General features: G+C 66.4%; 19 protein-coding genes. 9 read left to right on the top strand and 10 right to left on the bottom strand.

Features of this window, described 5'->3' with window-relative positions; all coding sequences use genetic code 11:
- Positions 1 to 5: 5 nt before the first annotated feature.
- Both ACH4YP_RS10355 and ACH4YP_RS10350 read right to left on the bottom strand, forming a co-directional pair.
- Complete coding sequence (locus tag ACH4YP_RS10355) at positions 6 to 1,088, bottom strand: inositol-3-phosphate synthase (protein ID WP_361052256.1); 1,083 nt, start codon at positions 1,086 to 1,088, stop codon at positions 6 to 8.
- Positions 1,089 to 1,132: 44 nt separating this feature from the next.
- A complete protein-coding gene (locus ACH4YP_RS10350) occupies positions 1,133 to 1,816 on the bottom strand; it encodes a PadR family transcriptional regulator (RefSeq protein WP_361052253.1) in 684 nt (227 codons plus the stop codon).
- 374 nt (positions 1,817 to 2,190) lie between these two features.
- Here ACH4YP_RS10350 and ACH4YP_RS10345 point away from each other — a divergent pair, with 374 nt between their 5' ends.
- A complete protein-coding gene (locus ACH4YP_RS10345; RefSeq protein WP_398490213.1) occupies positions 2,191 to 4,893 on the top strand; it encodes a transglycosylase domain-containing protein in 2,703 nt (900 codons plus the stop codon).
- A 115-nt stretch (positions 4,894 to 5,008) separates the two neighbouring features.
- Here the strand turns inward: ACH4YP_RS10345 and ACH4YP_RS10340 are convergent, their stop codons facing one another.
- Together ACH4YP_RS10340 and ACH4YP_RS10335 are read right to left on the bottom strand one after the other, a co-directional pair.
- Entirely contained in the window at positions 5,009 to 5,929 is a 921-nt protein-coding gene (locus ACH4YP_RS10340) for a hypothetical protein (protein WP_361052247.1), read from the bottom strand.
- 82 nt (positions 5,930 to 6,011) lie between these two features.
- Complete coding sequence (locus ACH4YP_RS10335) at positions 6,012 to 6,422, bottom strand: peptidase inhibitor family I36 protein (protein WP_361052244.1); 411 nt, start codon at positions 6,420 to 6,422, stop codon at positions 6,012 to 6,014.
- A 324-nt stretch (positions 6,423 to 6,746) separates the two neighbouring features.
- On the opposite strand from ACH4YP_RS10335, the gene ACH4YP_RS10330 reads away from it, so the two are divergent.
- A complete protein-coding gene (locus ACH4YP_RS10330; protein WP_361052380.1) occupies positions 6,747 to 8,261 on the top strand; it encodes a glycosyltransferase 87 family protein in 1,515 nt (504 codons plus the stop codon).
- A 108-nt stretch (positions 8,262 to 8,369) separates the two neighbouring features.
- Here the strand turns inward: ACH4YP_RS10330 and ACH4YP_RS10325 are convergent, their stop codons facing one another.
- The 3 genes from ACH4YP_RS10325 to ACH4YP_RS10315 all read right to left on the bottom strand — a co-directional run bounded on the left by ACH4YP_RS10325 (position 8,370) and on the right by ACH4YP_RS10315 (position 11,122).
- Positions 8,370 to 9,401, bottom strand: coding sequence for an alanine racemase (locus ACH4YP_RS10325; protein ID WP_361052241.1), 1,032 nt, complete (start codon positions 9,399 to 9,401; stop codon positions 8,370 to 8,372).
- Between the two features lie 65 nt (positions 9,402 to 9,466).
- Complete coding sequence (gene femX, locus ACH4YP_RS10320) at positions 9,467 to 10,588, bottom strand: peptidoglycan bridge formation glycyltransferase FemX (RefSeq protein WP_361052238.1); 1,122 nt, start codon at positions 10,586 to 10,588, stop codon at positions 9,467 to 9,469.
- A gap of 213 nt (positions 10,589 to 10,801) precedes the next feature.
- The gene (locus ACH4YP_RS10315) at positions 10,802 to 11,122 is read right to left on the bottom strand and encodes a hypothetical protein (RefSeq protein WP_189841539.1); all 321 of its coding nucleotides are present in this window, start codon (positions 11,120 to 11,122) and stop codon (positions 10,802 to 10,804) included.
- Between the two features lie 276 nt (positions 11,123 to 11,398).
- Between ACH4YP_RS10315 and rpsF the strand changes: the two genes are divergently transcribed.
- The 4 genes from rpsF to rplI all read left to right on the top strand — a co-directional run bounded on the left by rpsF (position 11,399) and on the right by rplI (position 13,138).
- Positions 11,399 to 11,689 carry a 30S ribosomal protein S6 gene (rpsF, locus tag ACH4YP_RS10310; protein WP_055610618.1) on the top strand — a complete coding sequence of 97 codons (291 nt, stop codon included), beginning with the start codon at positions 11,399 to 11,401 and terminating at the stop codon, positions 11,687 to 11,689.
- A gap of 66 nt (positions 11,690 to 11,755) precedes the next feature.
- Positions 11,756 to 12,379: a single-stranded DNA-binding protein gene (locus ACH4YP_RS10305; RefSeq protein ID WP_398490212.1), complete on the top strand. Its 624-nt coding sequence runs from the start codon at positions 11,756 to 11,758 to the stop codon at positions 12,377 to 12,379.
- 57 nt (positions 12,380 to 12,436) lie between these two features.
- Positions 12,437 to 12,673: a 30S ribosomal protein S18 gene (gene rpsR, locus ACH4YP_RS10300; protein WP_003949403.1), complete on the top strand. Its 237-nt coding sequence runs from the start codon at positions 12,437 to 12,439 to the stop codon at positions 12,671 to 12,673.
- Positions 12,674 to 12,691: 18 nt separating this feature from the next.
- A complete protein-coding gene (rplI, locus tag ACH4YP_RS10295; protein ID WP_055610620.1) occupies positions 12,692 to 13,138 on the top strand; it encodes a 50S ribosomal protein L9 in 447 nt (148 codons plus the stop codon).
- A gap of 228 nt (positions 13,139 to 13,366) precedes the next feature.
- Here the strand turns inward: rplI and ACH4YP_RS10290 are convergent, their stop codons facing one another.
- Complete coding sequence (locus ACH4YP_RS10290) at positions 13,367 to 14,704, bottom strand: MATE family efflux transporter (RefSeq protein ID WP_398490211.1); 1,338 nt, start codon at positions 14,702 to 14,704, stop codon at positions 13,367 to 13,369.
- A gap of 459 nt (positions 14,705 to 15,163) precedes the next feature.
- Between ACH4YP_RS10290 and dnaB the strand changes: the two genes are divergently transcribed.
- Both dnaB and ACH4YP_RS10280 read left to right on the top strand, forming a co-directional pair.
- Positions 15,164 to 16,639 carry a replicative DNA helicase gene (gene dnaB / locus ACH4YP_RS10285; RefSeq protein ID WP_361052225.1) on the top strand — a complete coding sequence of 492 codons (1,476 nt, stop codon included), beginning with the start codon at positions 15,164 to 15,166 and terminating at the stop codon, positions 16,637 to 16,639.
- 168 nt (positions 16,640 to 16,807) lie between these two features.
- Positions 16,808 to 18,193, top strand: a complete 1,386-nt coding sequence (locus tag ACH4YP_RS10280; protein ID WP_398490210.1) for a serine hydrolase domain-containing protein — start codon at positions 16,808 to 16,810, stop codon at positions 18,191 to 18,193.
- Between the two features lie 112 nt (positions 18,194 to 18,305).
- Here the strand turns inward: ACH4YP_RS10280 and ACH4YP_RS10275 are convergent, their stop codons facing one another.
- Positions 18,306 to 18,758, bottom strand: a complete 453-nt coding sequence (locus tag ACH4YP_RS10275; protein ID WP_361052219.1) for a GNAT family N-acetyltransferase — start codon at positions 18,756 to 18,758, stop codon at positions 18,306 to 18,308.
- A 67-nt stretch (positions 18,759 to 18,825) separates the two neighbouring features.
- Positions 18,826 to 19,290: a MarR family winged helix-turn-helix transcriptional regulator gene (locus ACH4YP_RS10270; protein WP_398490209.1), complete on the bottom strand. Its 465-nt coding sequence runs from the start codon at positions 19,288 to 19,290 to the stop codon at positions 18,826 to 18,828.
- Between the two features lie 140 nt (positions 19,291 to 19,430).
- Here ACH4YP_RS10270 and ACH4YP_RS10265 point away from each other — a divergent pair, with 140 nt between their 5' ends.
- On the top strand, positions 19,431 to 20,660 hold the full coding sequence (locus tag ACH4YP_RS10265; protein ID WP_398490208.1) for an MFS transporter: 1,230 nt from the start codon (positions 19,431 to 19,433) through the stop codon (positions 20,658 to 20,660).
- The last annotated feature ends 68 nt before the right edge of the window (positions 20,661 to 20,728 follow it).

Here is a 20,728-nt window from a genome sequence, read left to right as displayed (position 1 = left end):
GCGTTCTAGCGCTCGACCTCGCCCTTGATGAACTTCTCGACGTTGTCGTAGGCCTCGTCGTCGAAGTACTGGACCGGCGGCGACTTCATGAAGTAGCTCGACGCGGAGAGGATCGGGCCGCCGATGCCACGGTCCTTGGCGATCTTCGCGGCACGCAGGGCGTCGATGATGACACCCGCGGAGTTCGGGGAGTCCCAGACCTCGAGCTTGTACTCCAGGTTCAGCGGGACGTCACCGAAGGCACGGCCCTCGAGGCGGACGTACGCCCACTTGCGGTCGTCGAGCCAGGCCACATAGTCCGAGGGACCGATGTGGACGTTCTTCGCGCCCATGTCGCGGTCGGGGATCTGCGAGGTGACGGCCTGCGTCTTCGAGATCTTCTTGGACTCGAGGCGGTCGCGCTCCAGCATGTTCTTGAAGTCCATGTTGCCGCCGACGTTGAGCTGCATCGTGCGCTCGAGACGGACACCGCGGTCCTCGAACAGCTTCGCCATCACACGGTGCGTGATGGTGGCGCCGACCTGCGACTTGATGTCGTCGCCGATGATCGGGACGCCCGCCTCGGTGAACTTGTCCGCCCACTCCTTGGTGCCGGCGATGAAGACCGGCAGGGCGTTGACGAAGGCGACCTTGGCGTCGATGGCGGCCTGGGCGTAGAACTTCGCCGCGTCCTCGGAACCGACGGGCAGGTAGCAGACGAGAACGTCGACCTGCTTGTCCTTGAGGATCTGGACGACGTCCACCGGGGCCTCGGCGGACTCCTCGATGGTCTCGCGGTAGTACTTGCCGAGACCGTCGTAGGTGTGACCGCGCTGGACCGTGACGCCCTTGTTCGGGACGTCGCAGATCTTGATGGTGTTGTTCTCGCTGGCGCCGATGGCGTCCGAGAGGTCGAGGCCGACCTTCTTCGCGTCGACGTCGAAGGCGGCGACGAACTCGACGTCACCCACGTGGTACTCGCCGAACTGGACGTGCATCAGGCCGGGCACCTTGGACGCCGGGTCGGCATCCTTGTAGTACTCGACGCCCTGTACCAGCGAGGCGGCGCAGTTGCCCACGCCGACGATGGCTACGCGAACCGAACCCATTCCGGTTGCTCCCTGTGTGTACTCGGTGAAGCCCCGAGGGGACTTCACGTGGCAGTGTCATCGGACGGATCCGGCCCGGGATTGCCCCCGGGCCGGGGCAGGCCGCCCGACTCCCCAGATGTGCTGTCCTGCTGAGCGGAGCCGTCGGACCCGGGACGCCGCTGGTCCCGTCCGGCACGCTCGCTCTCGATGAGCTCGTTCAGCCAGCGCACTTCGCGCTCCACGGACTCCATTCCGTGGCGCTGGAGCTCAAGGGTGTAGTCGTCAAGGCGCTCCCGGGTGCGCGCCAGAGAAGCACTCATCTTCTCCAGGCGCTCCTCGAGACGGCTGCGGCGGCCTTCGAGGACCCGCATCCGTACGTCCCGTGACGTCTGGCCGAAGAAGGCGAAGCGAGCCGCGAAATGCTCGTCCTCGTACGCGTCGGGACCCGTCTGTGAGAGCAGATCCTCGAAATGCTCCTTACCTTCGGCCGTCAACCGATAGACGATCTTGGCGCGACGTCCTGAGAGTGGCACCGCGAGCGCGTCCTCGGGGGTGTTCCCCGGCTCCTCGATCAACCAGCCGTTGGCGACCAGCGTCTTGAGGCAGGGGTAGAGCGTCCCGTAGCTGAACGCACGGAACACACCCAGCGACGTATTGAGGCGTTTGCGCAGCTCATAGCCGTGCATCGGGGACTCGCGGAGCAGGCCGAGGACGGCGAACTCGAGGATTCCGGAACGCCGGCTCATCGTCGCCTCCTCTCTGCCGCGGTCTTGCCGTGACGGTCTTTATGCCGAGCTGATGTATCGACTCGATACATCAGAACGATAGATCGGTCTGTCGCATGCGACAAGAGGGGGCATCGTGAACGGGGTCACATCACCGATTCGTAGGAAGCAAGTTGCCTGATTTGGGGTGATCTTCGGTGCTAGGCAGGTTTTGACGGTGCGTAGTCTGTGCGCCATGCAAACCACCGGGAACCGAGTGACGCATGGGGACGTCCTCGTCCTCGGTGCGGTACGGATGAATGTAAGAACGACCGCATCCGTACTTCGGGGGGACCGGAAACCAGCCGCCGTTTCCAGGCGCGCTCAGGTGCGCCTGCCCGAGGAGTAATCGTTCGATGAGCGAGCACCGTCGCAAACCGTCGCAGCCGCAGGGCGGCGGGCGTGCCGCGGCCCGACGCGGCCAGACCGGGTCGTCCTCCGGCCGCCGTGCGGCGCCGCGAAGCGCCACCGGGTCTCCTTCCGACTCGTATGACTCGGGAGGTGAGGAACGCCCCTTCGGCAGCCGTGCCGAGGCCCGACGGGCGGCACAGAGAAGCAGCCCCAGCGGTGGCAGGCGCAGAGCTGCCGACGGCGCGGGGCAGGGTGGCCACGGTGGTGGCGGCCGGCGTGGTCCCGGTGGGCCGAACGGCCCTGGGCGGGGCAGAGGGCGCGGGCCCGAGCCCTACAAGAAGCGGATCATCGACTATCCGCGCGCGGGCAAGTACGGATGGGCGCGTTGGATGCCCTCGTGGAAGCTCGTGACGGGTACGTTCATCGGCTTCTGCGGCAGTTTGATGGTCGTGGCGGGCGTCGCGTACGCCATGGTGGGCGTGCCGGACGTCGCGGCGGCCGCGAAGGCGCAGAACAACGTCTACTACTGGGCCAACAACAAGCCGATGGTGTCCACGGGCGGTGAGACCAACCGCCAGAACATCAAGTACGAGCAGATCCCCAAGGAGATGCGGTACGCCGTCATGTCGGCCGAGAACAAGAAGTTCGAGACCGACAAGGGCATCGACCCCGTGGGCATCGGCCGAGCGCTGTTCAACATGGCCAAGGGCGGCGAGACGCAGGGCGGCTCGACCATCACCCAGCAGTACGTGAAGAACGCGATGCTGAACGACCAGTCGCAGACGGTGTCCCGGAAGTTCAAGGAACTGCTCGTCTCCATCAAGGTGGGCCGAGAGGAGCCCAAGGAGGAGGTCATGGCGGGGTACCTGAACACCGCCTACTACGGCCGTACCTCCTATGGTCTCCAGGCGGCCGCTCGTTCGTACTTCGGCAAGGACGCGACCGAACTGAACGCGAGCCAGTGCGCCCTCCTCGCCGCCGTTCTGAAGGGCGCCACGTACTACGACCCCGCGGGAGCGACGGCGATCGACCCGGGGGCCACACAAGAGGCCAACACCAGGCGGGCCACGGAACGCTGGGACTGGATCCTCGACGAGATGGTCAAGGACGGGCATCTGTCGGCCACGGAGCGGGCCAAGTACACGGAGCTCCCCAAGCTCCAGAACCCGCGGTCCAGCTCTGAGCTGGGTGGTCAGATCGGCTATCTCGTCGATCTCGCCAAGGGCTATGTCATCAACAACACGGACATCACCGAGGAGCAGCTCCGGCAGGGCGGCTACGAGATCCACACGACCTTCGACAAGAAGAAGGTCGCCGATCTCGAGAAGGCCGTGAAGAAGGTCCGCAAGGAGAACCTCGACGTAAAGCGCCGGCCGAAGACCGACACACACGTCCAGTTCGGCGGGGCCTCCGTGGATCCCAAGGACGGTGCCATCGTCGCCATCTACGGCGGTGAGTCCGCGACCAAGCACTTCACCAACAACGCCGACGAAACCGGTGCCGCGGTCGGTTCGACGTTCAAGCCGTTCGTCCTGGCGGCCGCCATGCAGGACGGCAAGCGCGACCCCGATCTCGGGGAGTCCCAGGCACAGGACGAACGCACCAAGGTCTCGCCGGACAGCTTCTACAGCGGCGAGAACAAACTCAAGATCAAGACCTACGACGGCAGCATCTGGAAGGACGACAAGGGCAAGGAGTGGCTCCAGACCAACGACGACGACGAGTCGTACGGCACTCCGCCGAACTACCGGATCGACCTGCGTGAAGCCATGAGGGTCTCGGCGAACTCGGCCTTCGTGCAGCTCGGCATGGATATCGGGCTGGACAAGGTGAAGAAGGCAGCGGAGAACGCCGGCCTCAGGCCGAACAGCCTGACAGGCACCACCTTCCCGTCCTTCTCCATCGGCATCTCCGACCCCAGTGCGATCCGCATGGCCGGCTCGTACGCGACGTTCGCGACCAGCGGCGAGCAGAACGACCCGTTCTCGGTCACGGACGTCGAGCACGAGGGGGCCACGGTGTTCAAGCACGAGTCCCGGCCCAAGCCGGCTTTCACCGAGAAGGTTGCCAACAACGTCACCGACGTCCTGAAGACCGTCGTCGAGGAGGGAACCGGTACCTCGGCCCAACTCAACGGTCGCGAGGTGGCAGGCAAGACCGGTACGACGGACGGCAACAAGTCCGCCTGGTTCGTCGGGTACACGCCGCAGCTGTCGACCGCGGTCAGCATGTACCGCATGGACGACGACGAGACCAAGAAGAGTCGTCCGTTCCTGGAGATGTACGGCACGGGTGGCCAGGTGACCATCCACGGTGCCTCGTTCCCGGCCGAGGTCTGGCACGACTACATGGAGCAGGCGCTCAAGGGTGAGCCGTCCGAGGACTTCCCGGAGGCCGAGCCCATCGGTGTGGTCGTCAACGACATTCCGACCCCGAGCTTTACCCCCTCGCCCACCGAGTCCGAAGAAGAGCAGACCGAGCCCAGTGCGGAGCCCAGCGAGACGGAGACCTCCCCCTCGCCCTCCACGAGCGAGACCTGTGGCCCCCTCGGTAACTTCCCATGCGAGGACACCGGCGGAACAGAAACGGGCGGAGCCGAGACCGGCGGTACGGACGGAGGAGTGTCGTCCTCACCCACGAACTCCGAGGAGCCAGGCAACACCAGAGGTAATGGCAATGGCGGCTTCTTCGGAGGTTCCTCCGGCTGACCGTTCGACATCTTCCTCACGCGTTCCGCGGCTTTCCGTAGAACGAGCTCCCTGAAGGGCTCCTGGACGCAAGGCGGCCACCTTGTGTCCAGGAGCTCGCGTTTGTGGCATGCCGTCAGTCGGCGAGTATTTTCGATGCCAAGCGAAGCTGCATCTCTATTTTCTTCTTAACAGGGCTCAATTCCTTGATGTTCCCTGCGATCATTTTCTGCTGGTAGGACTTATCGGTGGTGTACCACGTGCTTACGACATTGTGCAGCTTCTTGCATGTGGCATCGCCTTCTGCCACCTTCTTCTCCTTTGTTGTGGCACGCCGCCCCTCCCTCCAGAGTGGATCGTTGTTCGCCTGCATCGGGTCGGTATATTTGTAGCCCTTTTCCGCCATGCACTTTGACCATTTCTGGAATGCCTTACGTACCCTGCTGTCTTCGAAGGAACTCTGCCAGCTGGCCGCATTGATTTTATTGGATATTTCTGCGTCGCCCCCGCCACCGTCCTTCTCCGTGTCCCGTAGTGCTCGCTTGGCCTCCCCTATGCAGCCCCCTTGGGGTACCGTCTTTCCGGTGCGCTCGTGAGATTGGCCGTCGACGCCTTTGAGTACCTGTGAGAAATTCTCGGGTTGTGGGCTTTGCTTCGGGGGTTTTACGGCTCCCTCGCTACCCTTGGGCCTGTATCCGTAGATGGCGGCACCTGATGGGTCTGTGACGCCATAGCGAAGCTCAGTCAGCGATGCGGGGCGATACGAGTCCGCACTCTTCGGTATTTCGTACGTGAAGCCGAACCGACGCATGCAGCGGCTGATCGATTCCTCCTTCGCCTCCACTATTCGTTCTCTTTGGCTGTTGCTGAACATGTAAGACTCTATGGGCAGGCTCATTTGGGTCGCCGTTGTTGCCCTCGGTGCCGGCCGATCCTTCAGTGCACCTTCTTGTGCTTCATCTGTTGCCTGTGCAGTGCATCCGGTCAATATGATTCCGATCAGGCCGCTGCCCACCACGGCGACTCTTGATCTGAGATTCTTCTTCGTTGCGATCACTTATCTGCCAATCTCAGTGCAGCCCAAAGCGGCCCTTGGAGGTCTACTCCAAGGGCCGCTTCAGTGGTCGGTCGAGCCAGGGTCAGAGGTGCCGACCCGATGCGTTGTTGTTCTTCAGCTGGCTGTTCAGGTTGGCCCAGCTGTTGCCGCCGATGGTCTGGTAGACGCCAGCGTAATTGCTGTTGAAGTAGACGCGGTAACCGCCGGTGTCGTTTCCGGAGCTGATCGAGGCTGCGTTATTCTTCACGTACTGCCCGATGCCGTTCGAACCGCCGGTGCCGGACTGCCTGTAGGAATACTTCCAGGGATCGTAATTGTCGATGTTATCCCCCGTGTCATCGACGAATGCGCCACCGAGGTTGGAATTGTAGTAGAGGCAAGCGGACCCCTCAGTGCAATCGTCCGGGTCGCCTGCAGCTGCCGGAGCAATCGAGCCGATGGACAAGGCGATAGCGCCGACGACTGCAGCGATTGCAAGGCGTTTTCTCTTCATTTTGCTCCCCCTAGGAGTTCTTCGCGAGTGGGCAGATAAGCCGCGTTACGGCTCCCCCTGGTAAAGATCATCTTACTTTGCTTCGGGAAAGCGCTGTCAAGGATTTATCTGGACCGAAAAGCGGATATCTGTGGTAAATTGGATGGAAATGGAAGGTAATTCCCATCGCGGCCTTCGGTCGTCCGTAGGAGCGCCTCAAGAGCTCTGCTTGTGTTCCTGCTACGGGCTTATGGGGTGGGAAGACATGAGTGGCACACCTCGATGCCGGTCGCCCGTCCGCTCGCCTGGGTGGCCCTCAGCGTGTTCCTGGGCGCGTACGGCAGGATGTGCGGCATGCCCAGTGCAGAAACGACGCGCGCGAGCGTGCACGAGCCAGATCTGGTGCGGCCGACCAAGGAGGACCCGGTCGCCGCGACCGGCAGTGAACTGTTCGGTGGTCCTCTCGGGCGGCGGGCGCTGCTCGGGACGTCCTGGTGGACTCCCGTGCGGGTCATCGCGCTCGTCGCGATCGGTATGTTCGCCCTCGGCATGGTGCAGAAGCTGCCCTGCTACGACGGCGCCTGGTTCTTCGGGGCCAGCTCGCAGTACACGCATGCCTGCTACTCGGACATCCCGCACCTCTACCAGGGGCGGGGCTTCGCCGACGGGCTCGTGCCGTACTTCGACAAGCTCGAAGGCGATATGGAGTACCTCGAATACCCGGTGCTGACCGGCGTGTTCATGGAGGTCGCCTCGTGGCTGACGCCGGGCAGCGGCAGCATCCAGGACCAGGAGCAGGTCTACTGGATGGTCAACGCCGGGATGCTGATGGCGTGCGCGGCCGTCATCGCCGTCTGCGTGACCCGCACTCACCGGCGGCGCCCCTGGGACGGCCTGCTGGTCGCTCTGGCACCTGCTTTCGCGCTGACCGCCACCATCAACTGGGACCTGCTGGCCGTCGCTCTGACGGCCGCCGCGATGCTGATGTGGGCACGGAGCCGCCCCCTTGCCTTCGGAGTCCTGCTGGGGCTCGCCACGGCCGCCAAGCTCTATCCCGCGCTGCTGCTAGGTCCGCTGCTCGTACTGTGCTGGCGCGCGGGCAGATGGCGGGAGTTCGGTACGGCCCTCCTCGGCGCTGCCGGCTCCTGGCTGGTCGTGAACCTTCCGGTGATGCTGCTCGCCCCCGAGGGCTGGGCGAAGTTCTACACGTTCAGCCAGGAACGCGGCGTCGACTTCGGCTCCTTCTGGCTGATCCTGTCCCAGCGCATGGAGACCCCGCTCGACACCGACACGGTCAACACGTTCGCCACAGTGCTGATGCTGATCTCCTGCGTGGGTGTCGCGGCTCTCGCGCTGACCGCCCCGCGCCGGCCGCGCTTCGCCCAGCTGGCGTTCCTGATCGTCGCGGCCTTCATCCTCACCAACAAGGTCTACTCGCCGCAGTACGTACTGTGGCTGGTGCCCCTCGCCGTGCTGGCCCGTCCGAAGTGGCGGGACTTCCTGATCTGGCAGGCGTGCGAGGTGGCGTACTTCCTCGGCATCTGGATGTACCTCGCGTACACGACCAGCGGAGACGCGCACAAGGGACTGCCGCAAGAGGGGTACCAACTGGCCATCGCCGTACATCTGTTGGGGACGCTGTATCTGTGCGCGGTGATCGTGCGCGACATCTTCATGCCGGAGCGGGACGTGGTGCGCCGGTCCGGTGACGACGACCCGTCCGGTGGAGTTCTCGACGGCGCGCAGGACGTCTTCGTCCTGGGAGCCGCTGCCCACCCGCCGCGGCACGCGGCACACTTCGACGGGCCGTACGTGGAGTGGGGAACCGACGACGAACCGACGAAGAGGCGTTCGCCCTGAGCGAACAGGGCGCGGGCGAGTCACGTAAAAGGCCGTACACGGAGTCCGTGTACGGCCTTTCGTTCGTTTGTGCGTCGTCTGTGCGCGGGGCCTGGTGTCCCCCTGCTGTCAGCGCTCGACGATGCGGTCGAACTGCGTGGTGGTGTGCCGCAGATGGGCCACCAGCTCCTCGCCGACCTTCGGCTCCGGCGCGTCCGAGGGCACGAAGAGGATCGAGACCTGCATGTGCGGGGGCTCCGCGAACCAGCGCTGCTTGGCGCCCCAGACGAACGGTGAGAGGTTCCGGTTGACCGTGGCGAGACCGGCCCTGGCGACGCCCTTGGCACGTGGCATCACGCCGTGCAGGGCCTTCGGGGCCTCCAGGCCCACCCCGTGCGACGTACCGCCCGCCACGACCACCAGCCAGCCGTCCGAGGCGACCTTCTGCTGGCGGTAGCCGAAACGGTCGCCCTTGGAGACGGGCGTGACGTCCAGGACGGCTCCGCGGTACTCGGTGGCGTCGTGGTCCCCCAGCCACAGCCGCGTGCCGATGCGGGCGCGGAAGCGGGTCTGCGGGAACTGCTGCTGCAGCCGGGCGAGCTCCTCGGCCTTGAGGTGACTGACGAACATGGTGTGCAGCGGCAGCCGGGCCGCGCGCAGCCGGTCCATCCAGCCGATGACCTCCTCGACGGCGTCCGAGCCGTCGGTACGGTCCAGGGGCAGATGGATCGCGAAGCCTTCGAGGCGCACGTTCTCTATGGCGGCGTGGAGCTGAGGCAGGTCCTGCTCGCTCACACCGTGCCGCTTCATGGAGGACATGACCTCGATGACGACACGGGCGCCCACGAGGCCGTAGACGCCGTCGACCGACGACACGGAGCGGATGACCCGGTCGGGCAGCGGTACGGGCTCCTCGCCCCGTCTGAACGGCGTCAGCACGAGCAGGTCGCCGCCGAACCAGTCCTTGATCCGCGCGGCCTCGTACGTCGTGCCCACGGCCAGGACGTCGGAGCCCATTCGGGTGGCCTCGTCCGCGAGCCGCTCGTGGCCGAAGCCGTAGCCGTTGCCCTTGCAGACCGGGACGAGTGCCGGGAACTGCTCGGACACGTGCTTGTGGTGCGCCCGCCAGCGTGCGGTGTCGACGTAGAGCGTGAGCGCCATGGCCGGACCTGGAACCTTTCTCGTGGCAGCGGTGTATCAGAGGTATGAAGGCGAATTCTGGTACGTCAGCGGCGCGACATGTAGATGTCGAGCGCCTTGTGGAGCAGTTTGTTGAGCGGGAAGTCCCACTCACCGAGGTATTCGGCGGCCTGACCACCGGTGCCCACCTTGAACTGGATGAGGCCGAAGAGGTGGTCGGTCTCGTCCAGCGAGTCGGAGATGCCACGCAGGTCGTAGACGGTGGCGCCGAGCGCGTAGGCGTCGCGCAGCATCCGCCACTGCATCGCGTTCGAGGGCCGGACCTCACGCCCGATGTTGTCGGACGCCCCGTAGGAGTACCAGACGTGCCCGCCCACGACCAGCATCGTCGCGGCGGACAGGTTCACACCCTCGTGCCGCGCGAAGTACAGCCGCATGCGGTTGGGGTCCTCGGTGTTGAGCGCCGTCCACATGCGCTGGAAGTACGAGAGTGGTCGGGGCCGGAAGTGGTCGCGCAGGGCCGTGATCTCGTAGAGGCGCTGCCACTCCTCCAGATCCTGATAGCCGCCCTGGACGACCTCGACGCCGGCCTTCTCGGCCTTCTTGATGTTGCGTCGCCAGAGCTGGTTGAAGCCCTTGTGGACGTCCTCCAGCGACCGGTTGGCCAGCGGCACCTGGTAGACGTAACGGGGCTGTACGTCGCCGAAGCCCGCCCCGCCGTCCTCGCCCTGCTGCCAGCCCATGCGCCGCAGCTTGTCGCCGACCTCGAAGGCGCGCGGCTCGATGAAGTCGGCCTCGATGTCACGCAGGCGCTTCACGTCCGGGTCCTGGATGCCCTTCTTGATCGAAGCGGCCTCCCAGCGCCGGATGATCACCGGCGGGCCCATCTTCACGGAGAAGGCGCCCTGCTGCTTGAGGTGCGCGAGCATCGGATCCAGCCAGTCGGTCAGATTCGGCGCGAACCAGTTGATGACCGGGCCTTCGGGCAGATAGGCGAGATAGCGCTTGATCTTGGGCAGCTGGCGGTACAGCACAAGACCCGCCCCGACCATTTCGCCGGACCTGTTGTCGAACCACCCGAGGCTCTCGGAGCGCCACTCGGCCTTGACGTCTGCCCAGGCCGGGACCTGCATGTGGCTAGCCGCGGGCAGACTCTGGATGTACGCCAGATGCTGCTCTCGGCTGATGGTCCTCAGGGTCAGGCTCATTCGGGGCGCTCCTCGGGCTGGTGTGTCCCCATGGGTACAGGGGCTCCGGCTCTCGCGCCGAAGCCTACTGCGCCCTGCGAGCGCCTCGTCTGGCCGTACGGAACCTGTGCCCCGACCAATACATGGCCGGGGCACCCGGAGGTGTTGTCCGGCCGTGGGCCGGGGGTTGGGAAGACCGCGGGCCGGCGGCTCCCGTGGGCCGGGGCGGCGCGGTCAGCCGATGACGCCGCCGAAGAGGCCGCCGTGCGCCATACCGAGGAAGAAGCCGACGGCGGAGGCACCGAGACCCAGGATCAGCCCGAAGCGCTCCCGGGTCGTCACGGAGACGAACTGTCCGGCCGCCCCGGTCAGGATGCCCACCAGTCCCGTCCACGAGCTGAGCAGATGGAGGCTGTGGAACATCGCGGTGACGAAGGCCGTCACTCCGAGGACGAGCGTGACGGCGAGCAAGGTGTCCTGGAGCGGATGGGGCTTGTGGTCGGTGGCGAACAGGGAACCGACGGTCTTGGAGTTGGGTCGCAATGCCTGTGCCATGTGGCACCTCCTGCGGAAGGCGGCGCATCGTAGCGCCATACACACCCGATGTGTACAGATTGACGGTCACGGGCCCCGGATTTCAACCGCAAGCCGGTGTGCAGGTAGTCTGTACCCTCTGCACCGGTGTCTGCTCAGGCCACGACAGGATCCCCCGCTCGGTTCGTTGATCGGTGGGCCCGATTGTCAGTGGCGGCCGATACCGTTGCGTACGCATCACAACCCTCCTGCCACGGAACGACCGTGGCCGTTGAGTCCAAAGGAGGTGGGTTCCACATGCGTCACTACGAAATGATGGTCATCCTCGACCCCGATCTCGAGGAGCGCGCTGTCGCCCCCCTGATCGAGAACTTCCTCTCCGTCGTCCGTGAGGGCAACGGAAAGGTCGAGAAGGTCGACACCTGGGGCCGTCGTCGTCTCTCGTACGAGATCAAGAAGAAGCCCGAGGGCATCTACTCGGTCATCGACCTGCAGGCCGAGCCTGCGGTCGTCAAGGAGCTCGACCGCCAGATGAACCTCAACGAGTCGGTCCTCCGGACCAAGGTCCTCCGTCCCGAGACCCACTGAACTTCCTAGTTCAGTTGCGACTCGAGTAGCAGCAAGCCCGCAGCAAAACCGCTGAGAGGTTCCTCCATGGCAGGCGAGACCGTCATCACCGTCGTCGGAAACCTGACCGACGACCCCGAGCTGCGCTTCACCCCGTCCGGCGCGGCCGTCGCGAACTTCACGATCGCTTCGACGCCTCGGACGTTCGACCGCCAGACCAATGAGTGGAAGGACGGCGACGCGCTGTTCCTCCGCGCGTCGATCTGGCGTCAGGCCGCAGAGAACGTCGCCGAATCGCTGACGCGTGGTATGCGCGTCGTCGCTCAGGGACGACTGCGGCAGCGTTCGTACGAGACCCAGCAGGGCGAGAAGCGGACGGTCGTGGAGCTCGAGGTCGACGAGATCGGCCCCTCGCTGCGCTACGCCACTGCCAAGGTCACCAAGACCCCCGGCGGTCGTGGTGGCGGCCAGGGTGGCGGTGGCTTCGGCGGCGGCCAGCAGGGCGGCGGCGGTGGCGGCGGCTGGGGCGGAGGCTCCGGCGGCGGTCAGCCGCAGGGCGGCGGCGCTCCCGCCGACGACCCCTGGGCGACCGGCGCTCCTGCCGGCGGCGGCCAGCAGGGCGGCGGCGGTGGCGGTGGCGGCTGGGGCGGAAACTCCGGCGGCGCTGCAGGCGGCTCCGGCGGCGGCTACTCGGACGAGCCCCCCTTCTAGCCCACGGGCTGAGGGTGGGTCGTACCCACACTTCTTGATCACACAGGAGAGACACACATGGCGAAGCCGCCTGTGCGCAAGCCGAAGAAGAAGGTCTGCGCATTCTGCAAGGACAAGGTCACGTACGTGGACTACAAGGACACGAACATGCTGCGGAAGTTCATTTCCGACCGCGGCAAGATCCGTGCCCGCCGCGTGACCGGCAACTGCACGCAGCACCAGCGTGACGTCGCCACGGCTGTGAAGAACAGCCGTGAGATGGCGCTGCTGCCCTACACCTCCACCGCGCGATAAGGGAAGGGTGACCGACAAATGAAGATCATCCTCACCCACGAGGTCTCCGGCCTCGGCGCCGCGGGCGACGTCGTCGACGTCAAGGACGGCTACGCTCGCAACTACCTGATCCCGCGGAACTTCGCGATCCGCTGGACCAAGGGTGGCGAGAAGGACGTCGAGCAGATCCGCCGTGCTCGCAAGATCCACGAGATCCAGACCATCGAGCAGGCCAACGAGATCAAGGCCCGCCTCGAAGGTGTGAAGGTCCGTCTGGCCGTTCGCTCCGGCGACGCCGGTCGTCTCTTCGGTTCCGTCACCCCGGCCGATGTCGCCTCGGCGATCAAGGCTTCCGGTGGCCCCGACGTCGACAAGCGCCGCATCGAGCTGGGCTCGCCGATCAAGACGCTGGGCGCTCACGAGACGTCCGTGCGTCTGCACCCCGAGGTTGCCGCCAAGGTCAACATCGAGGTCGTCGCCGCGTAAGCGGTGCGCTAGCAGTACATGTGAGGGCCGCACCCCAAGGGTGCGGCCCTCACTGTTTGCCTGGGCCTTCGGGCAGGGAGCTCCTCCGACGTGACACGCAGGCGGCGGGTGTTTCACGTGAAACAAAGCGAATCCGTCGTCGAGAACGGTGCGGAATGCTCGTTGTTTCACGTGAAACCGAGCGACCTCGCGCGCCTCCGTGACGCTGGACGCTGGGAGTGGGCGTGCTCAACGCGTAGCGCCTGTGACGATCCAGCGACCCGAGCGCGTGCGTAGCCACAAGGTCAGCATTCGCACGGTCATCATGAGGGTCATCGCTCCCCAGACCGCGGTCAGCCCGCCGCCGAATACAGGTACGAGCAGTGCCACGGGAGCGAAGACCGCCAGAGTGAGGATCATGGCCCAGGCGAGATACGGGCCGTCCCCTGCTCCCATCAGTACGCCGTCCAGGACGAAGACGATTCCGCAGATCGGCTGGGAGAGCGCCACCATGAGCAGGGCGGGCAGCGCGGTGTCATGGACGACCGAGTCGCTGGTGAAGAGCGGTAGGAACAGGGGGCGGCTGACGATCACCAGCCCGCCGAGCACAACGCCGACGGCGATGCCCCACTCCACCATGCGGCGGCAGGCTTCGCGGGCTCCCTGGGTGTCTCCGGCGCCGAGATAGCGGCCGATGATGGCCTGACCCGCAATGGCGATGGCGTCGAGGGCGAAGGCGAGCAGGCTCCACAGCGACAGGATGATTTGGTGCGCGGCGACATCAGCGTCCCCGAGGCGAGCGGCGACGGCGGTGGCGATCATCAGGATCGCGCGCAGGGAGAGGGTCCTGATCAGCAGCGGTGTGCCGGCCTGGGCGCAGGCACGTATCCCGGCGGCGTCCGGTCGTAGGGATGCCCCGTGCTTCCGTGCTCCGCGGACCACCACGAGGAGGTACACAGCGGCCATGCCGTACTGGGCCATGACGGTTCCCCAGGCGGAGCCGGCGATACCGAGGTCCGCGCCGTAGACGAGGCCCGCGTTGAGGGCACCGTTGGCGACGAAGCCCGCGATGGCGACGTAGAGGGGCGTCTTTGTGTCCTGCAAGCCGCGAAGGACGCCGGTGGCCGCGAGGACCACGAGCATCGCGGGGATACCGAGGGCCGAGATGCGCAGATAGGTGGTGGCGTAGGGGGCGGCGGTGTCAGAAGCGCCGAAGAGTTCCACCAGGGCGGGTGCGGTGGGCAGGACGACGGCGATGACGGCGGCGCCGAGCAGCAGGGCCAGCCAGATGCCGTCCATGCCCTGGCGGATCGCGTCCTGGAGGTCGCCCGCCCCGACCCGTCGGGCGACGGCGGCCGTGGTGGCGTACGCGAGGAAGACGAAGATGCTCACGGCTGTGAGGAGGAGAGCCGAGGCGATACCGAGACCGGCGAGTTGTGCGGTGCCGAGATGTCCGACGATCGCGGTGTCGACCATGAGGAAGAGAGGCTCGGCTATGAGTGCGCCGAAGGCCGGAACGGCCAGCGCGACGATCTCTCGGTCGTGCCGACGCCGGGCGGCCTTGGATGCCGCGGGAGCCTGTGTCATGCGCATCAATCTAATCTTCCACAGGTAAGAGATGCAAGTATCATGTGACCCTTACTTACGATCTCGCGAGATGCGCTGCGTCGCGCCATTCGCATCGATCTTGATCCGACCGGGAAAGTTTTTCTTCTGCACAGCCGGTGGACGGGATATGTGCAGGTCAGAGCAGGTGCGGAAATAAGGCTGAGTGCTTGTTCACAGGCCTGTCCACCGGGTCGTACACAGGTTTTGCAGGGTTCTCCACAGCATCGGGGCCGTCGTCCACATGGCCTGTGGATAACCAGATTGGCTGACGGTGCCCGCGGGCCTACCGTGGTGCGGCACCCGCTCGCTCCTCCGTCCTCGGAAACCTCACAAAACCGACGCGTCAGAACCGGAGTTGGGCATCTCATTTGTCAGTGTCGTGCCGTAGGAATGAGGGGCACGGCGAGGTCCGCTCGGCGGACGGGAGGAGGTGGCCCGGTGAGTATTTCCGAGCCCTTGGACGATCCGTGGGCCGACAGCGGTCCCAGTGACCGTCTGCCCGCCTCCCGCCAGCGCCGCGACGGTGGCCGGGGCAGGGACGACCAGCACGACCGCGGTCCTGACAACGGAGCCTGGGACGGCGGAGGTTCGGCGTTCGAGCGAGTGCCGCCGCAGGATCTGGACGCCGAACAGTCCGTTCTCGGTGGCATGCTGCTCTCGAAGGACGCCATCGCCGACGTCGTCGAGGTGCTCAAGGGCCACGACTTCTACCGGCCGGCGCACGAGACCATCTACGGCTCGATCCTCGACCTCTACGCGAAGGGTGAGCCGGCCGACCCGATCACGGTCGCCGCCGAACTCACCAAGCGCGGCGAGATCACCAAGGTCGGCGGCGCCTCGTATCTGCACACCCTGGTCCAGACGGTCCCGACCGCGGCGAACGCCGAGTACTACGCGGAGATCGTTCATGAGCGGGCCGTGCTGCGCCGCCTGGTCGAGGCCGGTACACGCATCACGCAGATGGGGTACGCGGCCGACGGCGACGTGGACGAGATCGTCAACAGCGCCCAGGCGGAGATCTATGCGGTCACCGAGCAGCGCACCACCGAGGACTATCTGCCGCTCGGCGACATCATGGAGGGCGCGCTCGACGAGATCGAGGCGATCGGTTCGCGGTCGGGGGAGATGACCGGTGTGCCGACGGGCTTCACCGACCTCGACCAGCTCACCAACGGTCTGCACCCGGGCCAGATGATCATCATCGCCGCCCGCCCCGCCATGGGTAAGTCGACGCTGGCGCTGGACTTCGCACGAGCCTGCTCGATCAAGCACAACATGCCGAGCGTGATCTTCTCGCTCGAAATGGGCCGCAACGAGATCGCGATGCGTCTGCTGTCCGCCGAAGCGCGTGTGGCCCTGCACCACATGCGTTCCGGGACGATGACCGACGAGGACTGGACCCGGCTCGCGCGCCGGATGCCGGACGTCTCGGCCGCTCCGCTCTACATCGACGACTCTCCGAACCTGTCGATGATGGAGATCCGTGCCAAGTGCCGTCGCCTCAAACAGCGTGCCGATCTGAAGCTCGTGATCATCGACTATCTGCAGCTGATGCAGTCGGGCGGCAAGCGGTCAGAGAGCCGACAGCAGGAAGTCTCCGACATGTCGCGAAACCTCAAGCTGCTCGCCAAGGAGCTCGAGCTGCCGGTGATCGCGCTTTCGCAGCTGAACCGTGGCCCCGAGCAGCGCACGGACAAGAAGCCCATGGTCTCCGACCTGCGTGAATCCGGGTCGATCGAGCAGGACGCGGACATGGTGATCCTCCTGCACCGCGAGGACGCGTACGAGAAGGAGTCGCCGCGCGCCGGCGAGGCGGACATCATCGTGGGCAAGCACCGTAACGGCCCGACGGCCACGATCACGGTCGCCTTCCAGGGCCACTACTCGCGCTTCGTGGACATGGCACAGACCTGATCGTCCGTCCGTCCGGACTGTGATGAGTGCGCGGCGGTCAGTCGCGTCGGTAACTGGCCCTGATGTGGAAGCGTTCGCCCTGGGGGCCGAGGATGTTCTGGTCCGCCAGATCCCGCGCCGGGCTCAAATACGCTCGACGCGGAACGCCGGGGCAGGTGGACTTGGGCCATGACGACTTCTGTGGAAGAACTGCTTCCCGCCACGCGCCGGGCTCTGCTGCACCGAATCGCCACCGCTCAGGCCGACGGGCGGGCGCCGTCGCTGGTGGCGGCGGTCGCCCGGGGTGGAGAGACGGTCTGGCACGGTTCCCGCACCTCGGTGGACGGGCACGGACCGGACGAGAACGTGCAGTACAGGATCGGTTCGATCACCAAGACGTTCACCGCCGTCCTGGTGCTGCGGCTGCGTGACGAAGGCACCCTGGACCTGGGGGATCCGCTGGAGAAACATCTTCCCGGCACGGGCGCGGGGGAGGCGACCATCGCCGAACTCCTCGCGCACACAAGCGGATTGGCGGCCGAATCGCCCTCCCCCTGGTGGGAGCGCACCCCCGGATCACTGCGTCCCGAGCTCGCCGACGTGCTGGGCGAACAGCCGCACCGGCATCCCGCCGGGCGGCGGTTCCACTACTCGAACCCCGGCTATACGTTGCTGGGCGCGCTGGTGGAGGAGCTGAGGGGCGCCCCGTGGGAGGAGGCCCTGCGGAACGAGGTGCTCGAACCGCTGGGGCTGCACCGCACGGGTGCGGAGCCGCAAGCACCGCACGCGGGCGGCTGGGCCGTGCATCCCTGGGCGGACGTGATGCTGCCGGAGCCCGTCGAGGACCTGGGCCGGATGGCACCGGCGGGTCAACTCTGGTCGACCACGGGCGACTTGGCGCGCTTCGCAGCCTTCCTTACCAAGGGCGACGACCGAGTGCTGAGCGCCGAGTCCGTACGGGAGATGCGTACGCCCGCCGCTCCGGCCGAAACCGAAGAGGTGGCAGCCGGCAGCGCGTACGGCCTCGGTATGCAGGTCCAGTACCGGGACGGCCGGATGCTCACGGGGCATTCCGGTTCCCTCCCCGGCTTCCTCGCCGGTCTCATGATCAGCGTCGAGGACGACCTGGCCGCCGTCGTGCTCGCCAACTGCACCTCCGGCCCGCCCGTGTTCACGGTCGCCGCCGATCTCGTACGTATCGTCGCCGAGGCAGAGCCCCGGATCCCCGAGCCGTGGCAGCCGCTGCCTGAAGTCGACCGTTCCGTACTGGAGTTGGCAGGACCGTGGTACTGGGGAACGCACGCCTTCGCGCTGCGCCTCACGGCCGAAGGCGGCGTCTCGCTCGGTCCCCTGTCGGGCAACGGCCGGCGTTCGCGTTTCCGGGCCAACGGAGACGGAACCTGGACGGGACTCGACGGCTACTACGCGGGGGAGGCGCTGAGGGCTGTACGGCGCCCCGATGGATCGGTGGACCACCTGGACCTCGGGTCGTTCGTGTTCACGCGGCAGCCGTACGAGGAGGGGGCTTCCGTGCCGGGTGGCGTGGATCCTGAGGGGTGGCGCGGGATCCGTTAGCCGCCATGCGATGGGTGAGCTGCGTGGCGGGGCGTGATGTTTCACGTGAAACAAGGCGCCCTTCGGCGCACCCGGACCTGTGCACCGACTCGGCGGCCGGGACACGCCTACCTCAGAGCTGCAGTTTGAACCCGACGTGGGACGCCGTGAAGCCGAGCCGTTCGTAGAACCGGTGGGCGTCGGTGCGGCTGACGTCGGAGGTCAGCTGCACCAACTGGCAGCCCTCGCTCCGGGAACGGTCGATCGCCCACTCGATGAAGCGGGTGCCCAGGCCGCTGCCGCGCTCGTCGGCATGGACGCGCACGCCTTCGATGATCGAGCGGGTCGCGCCCTTGCGGGAGAGCCCCGGAATGATCGTGAGTTGGAGCGTGCCGACGACGCGGCACTCGCGCACGGCGACGACCAGATGCTGGTTCGGATCGCCGCTCAGGCGCTCCAGGGCGGCCAGATAGGGGCTCAGGTCGTCCGTTGACTCGCGCTGCGCTCCCAGAGGATCGTCGGCGAGCATTGCGACGATGGCAGGGACGTCGTCCGGGGCAGCCGGTCGTATCTCAAGATCTCCCATGGCAGCACCCTACGCAGACGTGCCCCAGGGCAGGCGCGTCCCGGCGCGCGCTGGGACGCCGCGCTCGCTACGCGGGCGACGGCACGCTCGCCGACTCGACGACGCGGACCAGCGGAGCCAGCTCGGGATTCCTGGCCGCCGCGTCGAGTGCCTCGCGCAGGGCGGTGTCATTGGTGGGCCGGGCCTCGTCGAGCAGCTTGAGGCCCGCCTCGCTGACGTTCGTGTAGATGCCTCGACGGTCGGTCGGGCACAGGTAGCGCGAGAGCAGCCCGCGGTCCTCGAGGCGGGTCACCAGTCGTGTGGTGGCGCTCTGGCTGAGGACGACCGCGTCCGCGACCTGCTTCATCTGGAGATGGCCGCCGTCGCCGTCGTGCTGACGGCTGAGGACGTCGAGGAGCGAGTACTCGCGCACGCTCAGGTCGTGCTCGGTCTGCAGAGCCCGTTCCATGTGCGCCTCGATCCTCCCGTGCAGCAGGGAGAGGGCGCACCAGCCCTGGGCGAGGGCGGTGAGCGCGGGGTCTGTCGCTGTCATGGCGTTCTCCTCCGTACCGGAGCGGCTGACACCAGGATAGAGCACTGCCGCAATAGTCCGCGCTTGCAATTAATCGGCGTCTGCAAGTATTGTCAACGCATGTAAGGCGCTCCTGCAATCGTCTGGGAAGGTTCTCCCCCATGCCTCTCGCGCTTCTTGCCCTCGCGATCGGGGCCTTCGGAATCGGAACCACCGAGTTCGTGATCATGGGCTTGCTGCCCGAGGTCGCCGGTGACTTCGGTGTCTCCATCCCCACCGCGGGCTTCCTCGTGACCGGCTACGCGCTCGGCGTCATGTTCGGCGCACCGATCATGACCGTCCTCGGCACCAGGGTGTCCCGCAAGCGGATGCTGATGCTCCTGATGGGGCTCTTCATCGTCGGCAACCTGCTCTCCGCCGTCGCTCCCAACTTCTCCGTGATGCTGATCGGTCGCGTGGTCGCCTCGCTCGCGCACGGTGCCTTCTTCGGCATCGGCTCGGTCGTCGCCGCGGACCTCGTCGCGCCCGACAAGAAGGCCGGCGCCATCTCGATGATGTTCACGGGCCTCACCGTCGCCAACGTCGTCGGCGTACCGCTGGGCACTCTCATCGGCCAGTCCGTCGGCTGGCGCGTGACGTTCACGATCGTCGCTTTCCTGGGCGTCCTCGGCCTGGCGGGCATCGCCAAGCTCGTCCCCGACATGCCCAGGCCCGAAGGTGTGCGCCTGCGTCATGAGGTGGCCGCGTTCAAGAACGTCCAGGTTCTGCTCGCCATGGCGATGACCGTGCTTGGCTTCGGCGGGGTCTTCGCGGCGATCACCTACATCGCGCCGATGATGACGCACGTGGGCGGCTTCGTCGACGGCTCCGTCACCTGGCTGCTCGTCCTCTTCGGCCTCGGCATGGTCGGCGGCAACCTCGTCGGCGGCAGGTTCGCCGACCGCGCCCTGATGCCGATGCTGTACGTCTCCCTGGGCGCCCTCGCGGTCGTACTCGCCCTCTTCACGCTCACCGCGCACAACAAGGTCGCGGCGGCCGTGACCATCACGCTGATCGGTGCCCTCGGGTTCGCCACCGTCCCGCCGCTCCAGAAGCGGGTGCTCGACCAGGCGCACGGTGCCCCGACGCTCGCCTCCGCCGTGAACATCGGCGCCTTCAACCTCGGCAACGCCCTCTCCGCCTGGCTCGGCGGCCTCGTCATCGCGGCCGGCCTCGGCTACACCGCCCCCAACTGGGTCGGCGCCGTGCTGGCCGCCTCCGCTCTCGTGCTCGCCGTCCTCTCGGCCGCGCTGGAGCGTCGGGCCGACGCCGGCAACGCAACCGACGGCCTGGTCGTCACCGGGGTAACACAGGCGGAGTCCGCGCAGCAGAAGGCCGCTGTTCACCACTGACGCGCTGCCAGGGCGGTCGTATCCGCCCTGGTGGGGTCGGACGCCGGGCTGGAGCTGTCCCGGCGTCC

Origin of the sequence: Streptomyces sp. NPDC020747, from assembly GCF_044334695.1 — a bacterium.
Lineage (GTDB): Bacteria > Actinomycetota > Actinomycetes > Streptomycetales > Streptomycetaceae > Streptomyces.
This window is presented reverse-complemented; position numbering and strand designations above follow the sequence as displayed.

Bases quoted from the DNA above. Each gene is read 5' to 3' on its own strand.
- ACH4YP_RS10355 (WP_361052256.1), bottom strand. From the start codon at position 1,088: ATGGGTTCGGTTCGCGTAGCCATCGTCGGCGTGGGCAACTGCGCCGCC.
- ACH4YP_RS10350 (WP_361052253.1), bottom strand. From the start codon at position 1,816: ATGAGCCGGCGTTCCGGAATCCTCGAGTTCGCCGTCCTCGGCCTGCTC.
- ACH4YP_RS10345 (WP_398490213.1), top strand. From the start codon at position 2,191: ATGAGCGAGCACCGTCGCAAACCGTCGCAGCCGCAGGGCGGCGGGCGT.
- ACH4YP_RS10335 (WP_361052244.1), bottom strand. From the start codon at position 6,422: ATGAAGAGAAAACGCCTTGCAATCGCTGCAGTCGTCGGCGCTATCGCC.
- ACH4YP_RS10330 (WP_361052380.1), top strand. From the start codon at position 6,747: ATGTGCGGCATGCCCAGTGCAGAAACGACGCGCGCGAGCGTGCACGAG.
- ACH4YP_RS10325 (WP_361052241.1), bottom strand. From the start codon at position 9,401: ATGGCGCTCACGCTCTACGTCGACACCGCACGCTGGCGGGCGCACCAC.
- femX (WP_361052238.1), bottom strand. From the start codon at position 10,588: ATGAGCCTGACCCTGAGGACCATCAGCCGAGAGCAGCATCTGGCGTAC.
- ACH4YP_RS10315 (WP_189841539.1), bottom strand. From the start codon at position 11,122: ATGGCACAGGCATTGCGACCCAACTCCAAGACCGTCGGTTCCCTGTTC.
- rpsF (WP_055610618.1), top strand. From the start codon at position 11,399: ATGCGTCACTACGAAATGATGGTCATCCTCGACCCCGATCTCGAGGAG.
- ACH4YP_RS10305 (WP_398490212.1), top strand. From the start codon at position 11,756: ATGGCAGGCGAGACCGTCATCACCGTCGTCGGAAACCTGACCGACGAC.
- rpsR (WP_003949403.1), top strand. From the start codon at position 12,437: ATGGCGAAGCCGCCTGTGCGCAAGCCGAAGAAGAAGGTCTGCGCATTC.
- rplI (WP_055610620.1), top strand. From the start codon at position 12,692: ATGAAGATCATCCTCACCCACGAGGTCTCCGGCCTCGGCGCCGCGGGC.
- ACH4YP_RS10290 (WP_398490211.1), bottom strand. From the start codon at position 14,704: ATGACACAGGCTCCCGCGGCATCCAAGGCCGCCCGGCGTCGGCACGAC.
- ACH4YP_RS10280 (WP_398490210.1), top strand. From the start codon at position 16,808: ATGACGACTTCTGTGGAAGAACTGCTTCCCGCCACGCGCCGGGCTCTG.
- ACH4YP_RS10275 (WP_361052219.1), bottom strand. From the start codon at position 18,758: ATGGGAGATCTTGAGATACGACCGGCTGCCCCGGACGACGTCCCTGCC.
- ACH4YP_RS10270 (WP_398490209.1), bottom strand. From the start codon at position 19,290: ATGACAGCGACAGACCCCGCGCTCACCGCCCTCGCCCAGGGCTGGTGC.
- ACH4YP_RS10265 (WP_398490208.1), top strand. From the start codon at position 19,431: ATGCCTCTCGCGCTTCTTGCCCTCGCGATCGGGGCCTTCGGAATCGGA.